The organism is Roseinatronobacter monicus (assembly GCF_006716865.1).
GTDB lineage: Bacteria > Pseudomonadota > Alphaproteobacteria > Rhodobacterales > Rhodobacteraceae > Roseinatronobacter > Roseinatronobacter monicus.
On record NZ_VFPT01000003.1, the window covers coordinates 98,488 to 111,008 of the forward strand.

At 62.2% G+C, this 12,521-nt stretch carries 15 protein-coding genes; 11 read left to right on the forward strand and 4 right to left on the reverse strand.

The genetic code is table 11. The features are described from left to right. The first annotated feature begins 225 nt into the window (after positions 1 to 225). Positions 226 to 426, forward strand: a complete 201-nt coding sequence (locus tag BD293_RS19630) for a hypothetical protein (RefSeq protein WP_142085229.1) — start codon at positions 226 to 228, stop codon at positions 424 to 426. 85 nt (positions 427 to 511) lie between these two features. Continuing rightward, the gene (locus tag BD293_RS19635) at positions 512 to 1,354 is read left to right on the forward strand and encodes an endonuclease/exonuclease/phosphatase family protein (protein WP_170207241.1); all 843 of its coding nucleotides are present in this window, start codon (positions 512 to 514) and stop codon (positions 1,352 to 1,354) included. A gap of 261 nt (positions 1,355 to 1,615) precedes the next feature. On the opposite strand, the gene BD293_RS19640 is transcribed toward BD293_RS19635, so the two are convergent. Continuing rightward, positions 1,616 to 2,473: an endonuclease/exonuclease/phosphatase family protein gene (locus BD293_RS19640; protein WP_142085233.1), complete on the reverse strand. Its 858-nt coding sequence runs from the start codon at positions 2,471 to 2,473 to the stop codon at positions 1,616 to 1,618. A 353-nt stretch (positions 2,474 to 2,826) separates the two neighbouring features. Between BD293_RS19640 and BD293_RS19645 the strand changes: the two genes are divergently transcribed. Further along, positions 2,827 to 3,186, forward strand: a complete 360-nt coding sequence (locus BD293_RS19645; protein WP_142085235.1) for a hypothetical protein — start codon at positions 2,827 to 2,829, stop codon at positions 3,184 to 3,186. 29 nt (positions 3,187 to 3,215) lie between these two features. Here the strand turns inward: BD293_RS19645 and BD293_RS19650 are convergent, their stop codons facing one another. The 3 genes from BD293_RS19650 to BD293_RS19660 all read right to left on the reverse strand — a co-directional run bounded on the left by BD293_RS19650 (position 3,216) and on the right by BD293_RS19660 (position 5,433). Further along, positions 3,216 to 3,896 (reverse strand): helix-turn-helix domain-containing protein, encoded by a 681-nt coding sequence (locus BD293_RS19650; protein ID WP_142085237.1) that lies wholly within the window; start codon positions 3,894 to 3,896, stop codon positions 3,216 to 3,218. 263 nt (positions 3,897 to 4,159) lie between these two features. Further along, positions 4,160 to 4,819, reverse strand: coding sequence for a hypothetical protein (locus tag BD293_RS23210; protein WP_142085239.1), 660 nt, complete (start codon positions 4,817 to 4,819; stop codon positions 4,160 to 4,162). An 86-nt stretch (positions 4,820 to 4,905) separates the two neighbouring features. Beyond that, a complete protein-coding gene (locus BD293_RS19660; RefSeq protein ID WP_142085241.1) occupies positions 4,906 to 5,433 on the reverse strand; it encodes a hypothetical protein in 528 nt (175 codons plus the stop codon). A 652-nt stretch (positions 5,434 to 6,085) separates the two neighbouring features. Here BD293_RS19660 and BD293_RS19665 point away from each other — a divergent pair. From BD293_RS19665 to BD293_RS19695, 8 genes are read left to right on the forward strand one after another with little or no spacing between them, the layout of a single operon-like run. Then, positions 6,086 to 6,691, forward strand: coding sequence for a lytic transglycosylase domain-containing protein (locus tag BD293_RS19665; RefSeq protein ID WP_425467957.1), 606 nt, complete (start codon positions 6,086 to 6,088; stop codon positions 6,689 to 6,691). After that, a complete protein-coding gene (locus BD293_RS19670; protein ID WP_142085243.1) occupies positions 6,688 to 6,996 on the forward strand; it encodes a TrbC/VirB2 family protein in 309 nt (102 codons plus the stop codon). The genes BD293_RS19665 and BD293_RS19670 overlap by 4 nt, the downstream gene beginning before the upstream one ends. Before the next feature lie 9 nt (positions 6,997 to 7,005). Beyond that, positions 7,006 to 7,287, forward strand: a complete 282-nt coding sequence (locus BD293_RS19675) for a VirB3 family type IV secretion system protein (protein ID WP_246086412.1) — start codon at positions 7,006 to 7,008, stop codon at positions 7,285 to 7,287. Continuing rightward, positions 7,277 to 9,649, forward strand: a complete 2,373-nt coding sequence (locus tag BD293_RS19680) for a VirB4 family type IV secretion/conjugal transfer ATPase (RefSeq protein ID WP_142085245.1) — start codon at positions 7,277 to 7,279, stop codon at positions 9,647 to 9,649. The genes BD293_RS19675 and BD293_RS19680 overlap by 11 nt, the downstream gene beginning before the upstream one ends. Continuing rightward, on the forward strand, positions 9,646 to 9,813 hold the full coding sequence (locus BD293_RS22845) for a hypothetical protein (protein ID WP_170207242.1): 168 nt from the start codon (positions 9,646 to 9,648) through the stop codon (positions 9,811 to 9,813). Before BD293_RS19680 ends, BD293_RS22845 begins: the two co-directional genes overlap by 4 nt. Beyond that, positions 9,806 to 10,978, forward strand: coding sequence for a lytic transglycosylase domain-containing protein (locus BD293_RS19685; protein WP_170207243.1), 1,173 nt, complete (start codon positions 9,806 to 9,808; stop codon positions 10,976 to 10,978). Before BD293_RS22845 ends, BD293_RS19685 begins: the two co-directional genes overlap by 8 nt. Position 10,979: 1 nt before the next feature. Then, positions 10,980 to 11,846 carry a type IV secretion system protein gene (locus tag BD293_RS19690; protein ID WP_142085249.1) on the forward strand — a complete coding sequence of 289 codons (867 nt, stop codon included), beginning with the start codon at positions 10,980 to 10,982 and terminating at the stop codon, positions 11,844 to 11,846. Next, positions 11,843 to 12,520: a VirB8 family type IV secretion system protein gene (locus BD293_RS19695; RefSeq protein ID WP_142085251.1), complete on the forward strand. Its 678-nt coding sequence runs from the start codon at positions 11,843 to 11,845 to the stop codon at positions 12,518 to 12,520. Before BD293_RS19690 ends, BD293_RS19695 begins: the two co-directional genes overlap by 4 nt. The last annotated feature ends 1 nt before the right edge of the window (position 12,521 follow it).

Below are 12,521 nucleotides of genomic sequence, written 5' to 3' on the forward strand. Positions count from 1 at the left end.
GATCTGCCTTCCGGCAACGGTCCGTTCTATGAGCCGGCCGTCTGCGACGCGCGTCGCCCGTTTGGACAATAGGAGCGATACACCGATTCCTGCAGCGGCCGCGCATGTATTCTCGGTGCAAACAGAGGTTATATAATTCCGACGACCTCGGGCGCAGGTGTTGTGAACTGAAAACCGCGGTGGCTCAATCCACGCCATAGGTGATGTCCACGTCATTGCGGCATCATGGGAAAGCGCGCCAGCCCTTCCCGCGAGGGCGCGGTGTGGTACTCGCGTCCGGCAGGCTGGCATCTGATTGCTGTGGTGCTCATCATCATTTTGGTGATCATCTCTCGGCCCACCACGCTCTGGATCGTCGGCGCGTTCTCCTTTCCCGTTTTCGGGTTCATCGTCTGGATTCTGTGCAGTTCGCGGCGGGTGCGCTGAGCAGCGCGGTCGGGCTAGAAAATTGACGTAGATGATCTCGCCTGCTACGCTCTTCTTATGGTTGTGGTTTAAGGCGGATGTCGCAATGGCGATCAAGGTGCTTTGCTGGAACGTCGAGCATTTCAGCGGCACCCATCAGCAGGGTCCGCGCGCCGACAGGGTGCGACGCGTTGCCGATGTTATCCGCGAGGAGTCGCCCGATGTCTTCGCCATTCAGGAGGTCACTGGGCGCGCGGTATTCGAGGCGTTTTCCCAGAAGCTTCCTGACTACAATATCACCATTACCGAAGGTCCCCAGACCATGGAGATACTGGTCGGGGTGCGCGCGGGGCTCCGCAGCTTTATTACTCAGCGCAGCGAATTCAAGCGCAACAATCCCGCGCTGCGTCCGGGGATGTTGGTCACGCTGTCGCCCGAGCCAGGCCGCAACCTGCCGATCCTGTTCAATCATCTCAAATCCATGCCCGACCCAGAGGGGTTCGGGCTGCGCACAGCCATGATCGAGCGCGCCAACAGCCTGTGGCGCGCGCTGCTAAGCGGGCCGACAGGAACTGAGCCGGACGCGCAGGTTCCTTTCGTGATCGCGGGCGACCTGAACCTGATGGGGATGCACCTGTCGTTCAGCCCAGTCGGGGTGAGCCAGGAAGAAGAGATCGCGCGCACCGCCCGCCGGTTCGAGCGATCGGGGATGCGGTTGTTGCGCAAGTCCCATCCGGCAAGTTTCAACAAAGGGTCGGGCTCGTCGCTGGGGCCGTCTGATCTGGACCATGTAATCGCCGCACAGCACATGCAATTTGCCGATCAGGGCGATGGGGCGGAGGTGCGTGTCGCCGGCTGGGCGGAACTGGATGATGTGGCCGCGCAGGACGACTGGATCGCGCGCTATTCGGATCACGCGCCGTTGATTTTCACGGTCACGGAGTTCTGAATCCAGCGCTGGTGGGTTTCCCGGGCGGGGCAACGGCAGTTGGGGGCACTGCCGAAGGCGTCACCCCAAAGCTAATGGAGCTGCTACCCCGTTTCCCAGGCAAAGGCACTCCGTATCCACGATCAGACCAATCAGATCCGCGCAGCTTCAATGGTTCACACAGGTTCCGAAACCAAGTCGCGACGAGCACGTCACATGGTCACAGTGTCTGAAATTCCGCTCCGCCCTCGCCCATTCTGATCAGTACTGAAGCTCATGCGATCACAATTTTCCCAGGTCGATATCGATCGCGACCGGGCAGTGATCCGACGGGTAGTCGGCGATTGGCCCGCTGAAGGTCGTCTCGGCGAACGAGCCCTGCAGCTTCGCACCGACCGCGTCATCGTTCAGTATCAGAAAATCTATGAACTCCCGGTACTGGGGCAGGCAGTTGGGCCGGATACCGGCTCCGGCGATGTGCAGATCGTTGTATTCGTTGAGAACGGCCCAGAAGGTATCATTTGGAACCTCGAGGCGGCGGTTCAGGTCCCCGCCGATGAGGACGGGCCCGTTTTGCGCGTCATACCAGTCACGCAATACTGGCAGTTGCGCGAACAGATCACCGCAGGCTTGACGTCCTGCGCCTTCAAAGCAGCCGGATTTCAGATGGGTGTTGAGAATGGTGAGAGGGCGGGGCCCTGTCAGCTCGATCAGAACACCGTGACGCAGGGATCCGCGCCCTGAGACATCGAGTGCTTTGAGATCGGGCAGGCGGCGATGCGCGATGCCCGCGCGCAGCACAATCGCGGTGGCCTGCATGGACAGGTGCTGACCAGGTGTGTGCCGGCATTCGGGATAGGAGCGGCGCGGGCGGCGGTCCTCGACATGGACAACCCAGTCATCTGTGTCAAAGACCCGGGCAAGGGCGGCTTCTCCTTCGATTTCCTGCAAGAGCCAGATATCGGCATCGACGTCTGCGATGACATCGCGCACCCGCTGAAAATCCGCCTCGCTGCGCGGCCGACAGCCGCTGTCAGTGCTGGCAACCAGATGCTCGATGTTCCAGCTTGCGATCCGCAGCGGCTCGGCTTGGGCCAGCGATGCCCAGAACAGGGCGGCGATGATCGTCAAAATGCGCATTTTCTCTCTCCAAAAAAATGTTTTCACAAGAAATCACAGCCCTCGCCTGCGCGACGTTGGCCATGATCGGAGGGGAATATAGTTCCGTCGACCATAGCGGCGGGATCGCAAAGGTGCCAGAGGCGCAGGCATTTGATCGCGGGCGCGATGGCTGCGTGCGACCGCAACGCTTGGCCGTCATCATGACCTCAAGGTGCCGCTGGGTATGCCGATTTGTCCATAGGCTGACCGGCATACAATACCACATGTAAGACACTATCAAGGCTCTTTGTTATCATTCTTGTTGTTATGCCCTGCGAGATGCCCTATGCCCCACCATCGATAAGTTTTGCACGGTCAAGAAAGGATCCGAAATGATAGAGGCGCGCGATGACCAGCCCAATGTGGTAACCGAGGAAGTGCTGCGTGGTGTTTTGGCGAATGGGTATTTGCTGGAGGTGGCTTGCACCCAAACCGCCGAGAAGCGTCACAACACATGGTATGGCGTCTGGATGGCGCGCGCTGTGACGGAGGATGGACGCCATGCCATGCGGCTTGTGACCAGTCGCAGCATTCTCAAGACCCGCGAGTTCAAGACGATTGTCGGTCTTGTGAGCTTCCTGGCCGAAATGGGCTGCACGACAGCCAGCATTCCGCTGAAGGAAGGCGGGTGCGAGCGCCATGCGGCCCCTGGCCAGCTTGCGCAAGAGCGGGTGCTTATGGCCACCAACTAAAGCCCCCTCTCGATACTCTGCCTCGCCTCTCACCTAACTGGCCTTGCGGCCTTGCAGAAATTCACCCATCGGCTTTTGACGGACGGATGGTCAAATCGAACGTCATAGCGGGTGAGATTGCCCCTGAATTTCTCGGCAATTCGGTTCATGCAGGGCCGCGATCGCCCGCTGGGGAGATGCCTGCGGGCCAGATCGGCCCAGAAGGTGTCGTAGGTGATGACACCAGAGGCCGGAAATGGCGGTGCGCTCTTCTGATCTTGATGATTTTCAGGGGTAATTGATTTATCTTGTAAATCTTTCTTCTTGGGCGGACAGGGGCTGTCCGGGGCAGCTTGCAGCTTGCGCTTGAACCAGTCGCAGAAGCCCGAGAACCGGACCCGGTTGAGCAGGTTCTTGTACCGATGATGTGGGTTCTTGCGGTATTCGCGGGCGATGAGGCCGAGGGCTTCGAGATCGGCCAACCAGCGCCGGATCGAGCGCACGGTGACGCTGAAGCGTTCCGCCAGTGCGGCATTCGCCAAGGGCCGGGTCTGAAACGCGCGCCCGGCCGAGAAATCATAGCGCTGCTGTTCGAGAAACCCCAGAAGATCGATCAGGACCGAGACTTGCGCGCGGCTGACATGGGAGGCGAGCAGCGGGCGCACGACCTCCTCGAGATAGGTGCGGAAACTTGCGGATGAAGGTTTGAGCGGCTTTGGGGTGTTGGTCATGGGTCTTGCTTCTGGTGAGAGGCAAGAAACCGGCCGCAGGGGATCGTTCGCACAAAATGCGTTTTTCCACTTGCGGTTGAGGAGATGTCAGGCTAACAAGGCGCTGGTTTTGTTGCGCTTTCCAAGGCAGGCACCTTGGATTTTGTTGAGCCTGTATCTCCCCCGTAGGTTTCCTGCGGGGGTTTTACGTATTCGGTGAGATGGTGCCTTCTCTCGTGGGGCGTGTCGGACCCGGGCAGGGGATGCGCGCAGGCCTGCGGGGCTCAGTAGTTCACGAACTCGGTGTGCTTGCGGCCTTCATGGTCCTCATAGCGGATGGCGACCACGCGCCCGTATCCGCCCCAGAACCCGCCACCGGGCCAATTCTCATAATGCGAGACGCGCCACTCCCAGCAGCCATTATCGGTCTCGCGCACGCAGACCTGGATCGGCACACGCCGGATGCGATCAGAACCGGCCAGCCATTCCGGCCCATGACGCAGGCTGGCATTGACCCAGCGATGGCTGCCATCTTCCAGATAGACGCCGCGCTGCGTGTGATCGCGCCACGACCCTGGCGGATCATCACTGCTCATGGGCGGTGATGTGCGGATATGATAGATCTCGATCGCATCGCGGTAGCCGCGCACTTCATCGGTCAACCCGTCCGGACCAAGGCGGATGTCCGGGGTGCCGGGAGCGGGCACAAACCCTGCAGGCAAGCCAAGCGGGCAGTTCCAAAGCTGCAAAGGCGGTGTGACCGGCCAGGGCGTGATGCGCCGGATCATCGTGGCTTTGGCGGCCATGCATTCCGCGCTCGCAGGAAACCCGCCCGCAAGGCAAAGAAGGATCGCACAATCGATCGGATAGGCCTGCGCCTTGGGCGCAGGAAGTGCGGTGGCCGTGAGTGCAAACAGCAGGGTCGCCGCGCGCGATGTGAACATGATCAGTCTTCCTGTTCTTGGGTGTGAGTGTGACGAAAGTGCCGGGCGCATGAGGCCTGGCGTTGCGAAGAATGTGCGGGCTGTCCTCACGGCGGTGCGGCGCGCAGCGCCTCGAGAAACGCGCCATATTGCGCTGTGACCTCGGCCGCCTCGCGCCAGGCACGGTCGCGCTCTGCATCAAGGCAGCGGAAATACCCGGTCACCTCCGAGAGGTATTGCTCGAACTCGTCGCGCAGGAGATCGGCGAATTCCCGCATCAGCCGGGCGTCGCTCGGCAAGAGCGGCGGGAAGAGCGGGAGGCAGAACCCGGCATCGCTCTGGGCCAGGGGCGGGGAGGCGGCGGCGCACAGCATCACCAGTCCAAAACCCGCCCGGATGACCGACCGCCTGGACCAGATCCACACGCGAGCCGCGAATCGCCCCCGCCCGATATCGTCGCGGGCGACCTGATTCGGGGGTGAGTCGCGGGCGCAAAACCGGCGCGGATACCGCTTGTGAAGCGCCGTTGCAGCGTCGCCCCAACGGCCCGCCAACCCTGCAAAATGCTGCAGCTGCATTGGTGCGGAAGCCCTGCGAAACAGGCCAGAATACAAGGTAAACAGAAATCTTCTCATGGTTGTATTTTCTGGGTTGCCCCTCAATAATTAGGTGTCTAAACAGCGCGCCGACACAACTGATAGCGGAGCAGTAAACCCACCCCATCGACTACAGCGTGCATCAAATGCCCGCCTGCCTATGTCGGAGGAGCGATTTTTCTGCAAGTGCAAAAGAGGGTATAAGGTATTAGAATACATCGATAATCAGACTGCAGTGCTGCCGTGACAGCGCGGGTTTCGCCTGTCTGCATGCTGCCCGAATTGCATCTCAAAGGGTTCAACCCGAAGGTGTTTTGTTTCAATCCATGAGCCCCCGTGATCCTTGAGGGGCTGTTCAGACAATCTGTCGTCAGAGGGCGGGTGATTTCGGGTGTGCGGCACGCGAAACACCCCTCGATCCAAGGCCGCGCAATCCCTGTTGCGCGGCAGGAGAGCGGCTGTGCCGATAGCGGCGCTGGGGTGTCGAGCAGCATCAGGATCATGCGCGGCTTTGCCCCTGCGAACTGCAGGTTGTGGAGTGTGAATTTTGGTGCGCGTAAAAGCTAGTCCCGGGGCAGTGGTCCCGACTGTGATCCGGCCCGTGATTTCGTCTGTGCTCTTGCCCGCGATCATGTCGGCAGCGTTGTCTCTGACCTTGAGCCTCGCCACCCCGGCACTTGCGGGCGACGGGCTGATCCTGCGCTTTGGAGACGATGGCAGCTTTGGCCCGTCCCAGACCTCGCGCAGCTTTGCCAAGCACTATTCAGGCGGTGAGCTGATCGCGCCCTTGCGCGAGGCCGCACTTATGCCGGACACAAGCGAGGGGTCGCATTCTGATCGGACGACTGCACGGGCCGCACCGCGCGCCCGCCCAGAAATCCTCGCGCTGATTGCCGAGACAGCGGCGCGCTATGCAGGCCACGAGGCCTTGCGCGCAACAGGCCTCAGCGCCTCCGAATGGGCCGCGCTGTTTCAATCCAATATCGAAATCGAGAGCGCCTATAACCCGAATGCCCTCTCGCATGCGGGCGCGATCGGGCTGGGGCAGCTGATGCCCGACACGGCGCGCAGCCTTGGCGTCGATCCCCATGACATCGCCCAGAACCTCGACGGCTCTGCGCGCTATCTGCTGATGCGACTGGGGCAGTTCGGCAGCCTAGAGCTGGCGCTTGCGGCCTACAATGCCGGAGCGGCAGCCGTGATCCGCCATGACGGCATTCCCCCTTACCCTGAGACCATTGGTCATGTCCGCAAGGTCATGGCTGTTTTTGACCGCCTCCAAGGAGAGACACTATGACCAAGACACCGACCACCCGGCCCTGGGCCATTGCCGCAAGCCTCGGCATTATCGCCGTGATGCTGGCAGCCAGCCCCGCACTCGCGCAATCCATCGATCTCAACCCGGTGACCAGCCTTCTGCAAGGCATCATCGACACGATCACCGGCCCTCTGGGCATCGCGATCGCCACACTGGCCGTGGTGGGCATTGGTCTCTCGTGGTTTTTCGGGATCATCGATTTTCGGCAAGCAATGTTCGTGGTGATCGCCATCGCCATCGTGGCCAGTGCCGCGACCATTGTCAGCGCCATCTGGCAGACGTGACGGGCGCAGATGATGTGTGAGCGCTCCACCTTGTTTCTGGGTCTCGTGCGGCCTGCGCAAATGCTGGGCTTGCCCATCCTCTATGCGGTGCTCTGGATTTTTGGCTCAGTGCTGATGCTCATCTGGTCGCAGTCGCTCTGGGCCTTTGCCCTCGCGGCTGCCGCCTATCCCGCACTCTGGTTGGCTGCGCAATGGGACCCGGCCTTCGTCGAGGTCATTCGCGTGGTCTCTGAGCACACGCGGCCCACAAAGAACCGCAAAATCTGGAACGGAGATTCCTATGCCCCGTGATCTCTGCGCAGGCGCGGCCGCCACGCACATCCTGCCAGCTTGGGCCGGGGACGAGGCCCGCCTTGCGCATCATCTGCCTTACGTCAAACTCATCGATGATCACACGATCCTCACGCGCGGCGGCGAATACATGCAATGCATCCGGGTCAGCGGGGCCAACAGCTTCACGGCCCCCGATGGCCGCCTCGACAAGACCCGCGCGATCATTGCGGCGGTGATCGCGCAAAGCGGGGCGGGGTTTTCCTTTTATGTCCACAAGGTCTCGGCCCGCGTGCCGGTGGAGCTGAAGCCCTTCCATGGGGGCGGTTTTGCCGAAGCACTCGACGCGCGCTGGCAAGCGCATCTGCGCGAGGCGGGCTTGCGCGACCGCACCCTGACCATCACGGTGGTCAAACGCCCCACAGTGCTCGAGCGCCTGCCGCTCATGCGCAAAGCGCGCGCGGGGCAGGGGAGCGATCAAAGCCGCCGCCAGATCGCACGGCTCAAAGAGGTGGTGGAGTTTCTCACCCAAAGCCTGACCGAGATGGAAGCGCGGCTTTTGACCGCCTCTTCGGGCGAGCTGCTGGGGTTTCTGGAATCGCTGAACACGGGGATCGAGGCACCGACCTATCCGCGCGGGTTTCCCTCCACCATCGCCGATGATGTCGCCAACAGGCGCGTCACGTTTCGCGGCGACAAGTTCCTGATCTCTGGGGGCTCGGGCGAAGACCGCATCGGGCAGATTTTTACGGTCAAGAACTACCCCAGCCAGACCTGGTGCTCCATGTTCGATGATCTGGCGCTGCCCATCGACATGGTCGTGACCCACAGCTTCACGCCGGTGAACTCGGGCGTGATGGGCGACCGCATCAAGCGCCAGATCCGGATGATGCGCGCAGGCGATGATGCTGCCATCTCGCTGCAAAACGATCTGGTGCAGGCCGCCGATGATCTGGCCTCTGAACGCCTGATCTTTGGCGATCACCATATGAGTGTGGCAACCTTCGCCGAGAGTGAGCAAAAACTCGACAGTATCGCGGCCGAAATCCGCAATATCGCAGCCTCCGTCGGCGTGAAGCTGATGATGGAGGCATACTCGGCCCGCGCGAGCTATTTTGCCCAAAGCCCCGGCAATGCCAGCTACCGCGCGCGCCGCGCCACGATCACCAATCTCAATTTCGCCGATATGGCCGCACTCCACCGCACGCATTTGGGCAAATCGCGCGCGCGCACCCCCTGGGACACGCCGATCACGATGTTCCCCACACCCGAGCGCTCGGCCTATCGGTTCTCGTTTCATGAGAAGGGCAGCCCCGCCTCTGAACCCACCAGCGGACATACGATCATTCTCGGGCGCTCAGGCTCGGGCAAATCGGTGCTGGCGACGTTTCTGATGGCGCAGGCCCGGCGCACGGGTGCGCGGATATTTGCGTTCGATTACCGCTACGGGCTCGAGATGGGCCTGCGCGCGCTCGGGGGCAGCTATCAATCGATCAAGGCCGGCGAGGCCACAGGTCTGAACCCGCTCTGGGTGGAAACCGATGCGGCAGGGCGCGAATGGCTGACCGATGCGCTGATCAGCCTTCTTGAATCGCGCGGCGCGCAGCTCACCCCCCAGCAGACGCATGCCGTGCAGGCCATCGTGCGCCGCAATGCCGAGGCCAGTGATCCCTCCCTTCGCAACTGGACGGAATTCGCAGGCCAGTTCCGCTCGGTCGATGATGGTGGCGATCTGGCCGAGCGCGTGCGGGAATGGACCCCGCAGGGGCGCTTTGGCTGGGTCTTTGGCACAACCCTAGAGGACCGGTTCACATTGGACGGCGATGTGGTGGGGTTTGATCTCACGGGGCTTCTGGACGCCGACAACGAAACCGCGCGCATGGCGGTGCTGAGTTACATCTTCCGGCGCATCGAGCGCAAGATCGAGGATCGCCGCCCCACCATCGTGCTGATCGATGAGGCCTGGAAGGCCTTCGACAACAGCTATTTCGCGAACAAGCTCGAAGACTGGCTGGTGACCGCGCGCAAACAGAACACGGTCGTCGTGATGATGACGCAGTTCGCCTCGCAGCTCGACAAGTCGCGCGTGGGCAGCACGATCATTCAGGCGCTGCCGACACAGATCCTCTTGCCCAATTCCCGCGCCAAGCCTGGCGATTACGGCCCTCTCGCGCTCAGCGACAAAGAGCTCGATGTGATGATGAACGCGCTGCCCGCCTCGCATCTCGCACTCATCCGCGATGATCAAGGTGCACATATCGTCGACGCAGGCCTCGCCCCGCTGGGCGATTATCTCGCCGTGCTCGGTGGCCTCAAATCCGGCGAGGCCGTGGTCGGCACGGATTACCGCAATACCCCTGAATTCTGGAGACGGGCGACATGAAAGCTGCCGTATTCTTGCTGATCCTTGCCTCGGTCCTGGCAGGATGTGCCAGCACACCTTCCGCGCCTGTGCGCTCGGAGTGCTTTCGCGCGGATGGCACCGCGCGGTGCAAGTTCACGCCGCTGCCCGAGCTTTGGGCGCGCGAGGCTGCGCGCGATGCGTGACAGGCCCTCCACGCGCGCAGCAGCTCTCGCGCATCTTGTCCTCATTGCGGGCTTGGGCGCAGGGGCGGGTCAACCCGCGCATGCGCAAGGTGTGCCGATCTTTGATGCCGCCCAGGCCATGGAACAGGCCCGCCAGTTTGCCGAGCGGCTGCAAGATGAGGCGCTGCAGATCGGCAAGGGCGACCAGCGCGCCAGCATCGAGGAGATCAAGCGCCAGCAACTGGCGCAGCTCGATGCGATTATCGAGAGCTCCACGATCTCGGCGCAAAGCATGGGCACCACGATCCAGAGCCTTGAGGCCGGGCAGGGGGCAGAGAGTGCCGCGACCAGCGTCTTTCCCGACACTGAGACCAGCCTGCCCGCCCGGCAGCTCTTTGGCGATGCGCGCCAGAATGTTGAGGAAATCATCATTCAAGGCGCGCGTGACACCTATCACCACCCTGGAGTGGCCCGCGCAGGGCTCTCACCCGTGCAATGGCGCGCGCTCTTGCAAGCGCTGATCTGGCAGGAAAGCCGCTTCAACCCGGCCGCGCAAAGCCCTGTCGGGGCCTACGGGCTCACCCAGATCATGCCCGGTACGGCCAGTGATCTGGGCATCAACCCGGCCTACCGCACGGATCCGCTCTTGCAGGTGCAAGGCGGCGGGCGCTATCTCGCGCGCCGCCTCGATCAGCTCGGGGGCGACATCATCCTGGCGCTGGCCGCCTATAACGCGGGGCTGGGCCGCGTGCAGCAATATGGCGGTGTGCCGCCCTTTGCCGAGACGCAGAATTACGTCCAGGTGATCCCGCGCAAATACAACGAATACTTGCGCCTCATCGGCGGCGAAGACGCGCTTGGCACGATCTCGGCCGCGCATATGGCCAATGCCGAACTGGGCCTGCGCGGCATGGCCGCCATCGGCTACGCGGAACTCGGTCACGCCAATATTCGGCATGCGGCCGAACGGCTGGCCGCGATCGTTACACAAGTGGGGCAGGGGGAGGATTGGGCCGAGGCCCAGGCGCTCAACACCTATGCCCGCGCCGAGATCGGGCGGCTTCTGGTTCTTTCCATGCGCATGCAGGCCGCGCGCGCCCAGCCTTTGAGCGCGCAGCAGCTGATGGTCATCGCCCAGATGGCCGATGAGAAACGTTTTTCCGATTTGACCCTTGAGGAGTTCTGAGATGCGCCCTGCGTATATGTCATCCCTGATCGCAGCCCGTCCGAGAACGGCCATGACCGCACGCGCGCGAACCAGCCGTTTTGCTGTGGCAGCGGTGCTGGGTCTTGCCCTTGCACCCCTCACAGCCCTCGCGCCCACAGCTGTTCTCGCCCAAGGCGTGCCGACATTCGATGCCCAAAGCCTGACCAACCAGATCCGCCAGCTTCAGCATATGCTCAATGATCTCGGCATTCAGACTGACCAGCTCGACGCGCTTTTGGAACAGGTCAACCTGCTCGGGGACCAGTTGTCCCAGTTGCAGGACATCTACGGCATTCTGACCAGCCAGAACCCGATGTCGCTCCTGATGGGCGGCGATCTCGATTGCCTGTTGCAGCAGGATTTCGCGAGCCTCACCGGCGTGGTCAGCAGCCTCTCGCAAGGCGATTTCATTGGGGCGCTCTCGGCGGGCTGTGGAGATATGGCCGCTTCCGTCGAACAGGTACTGACCAGCACAGGCCTCTCACCTGCCATTGTCCAGCAACTCTCGCAATCCGACGTCACGGGCGCGCGCAGATTGGGCCAGCAGGCCTCAGCCGCGGCGATGTCGAGTGCAGCGGCGCAAAGCGCGCATGAGCGCTCGAACACGAGCGTCCGGCGCATCGAGATCATGGTGGGCGAGATCGGCAATACCCAAGGGATCAAGGAATCCGTCGATCACAACACGCTGGTCACAGCAGAGATTGGCATCATCCTGTTGCAGATGCTCGAGCTGCAGGCCGCCCAGACCATGGCCGATGGCGTGGCGGGGGTTGCAACCGCCGCCCAGCAGGCCGAAGAACAGGCGTTTTCCGATCTGACCATGCCGCCCTTGCAGGTGCAGCCATGAGGGGGTTTGCGCGCCGCGCGCCAGCACTCCCCGATATCGGCGAGACTGTCACCGAAGAGCTGGTGTTCGGGGCGCTGCGCCGCGAACGGCTCTGGCAGGTCATCGCACTCAGCGCCACAGGCTTTGGTGCCGTGATGGGTCTTGGCATGATGCTGGTCGCCATCAAGCACGAGATGCCCGCGCCGCAACTGGTGCCCTTTGACACGGCAACCGGCGCCGCCGTGCCCTGGGCGGAGGTGCGCGCGATATCGCTGCATGAAGAGCGCGCGGTCACTGATTCCATGATCTTTTCTTACGTGCGCGACCGCGAGACTTTTAATCAGCTCGACAATGATCTGCGCGTGCGTTCGGTGATGAGCCGCTCCAGCGGTGATGCGGCGGCCAGCATGCGCAGCCTCTGGAGCAGTGCAAACCCGAATTTTCCGCCAACGCGCTATGGGTCTGCCCGCATGGATGTCGAGATCATCTCGATTGCCCCCCTCTCGGGCAACCGCGCACAGATCCGGCTCCGCAAACGCCTGCGCTCCAAGGAAGGCGATCAGATCGGGAATTTCACCGTCACGCTGGCCTATGAGTTCGAGCCCGCGGAAGTCCGCGAGATCGCCGATGTCTGGGCCAATCCCTTCGGCTTCAAGGTCCGCGAATACGCTATCACCTCCGACCGGTTCGAATGAG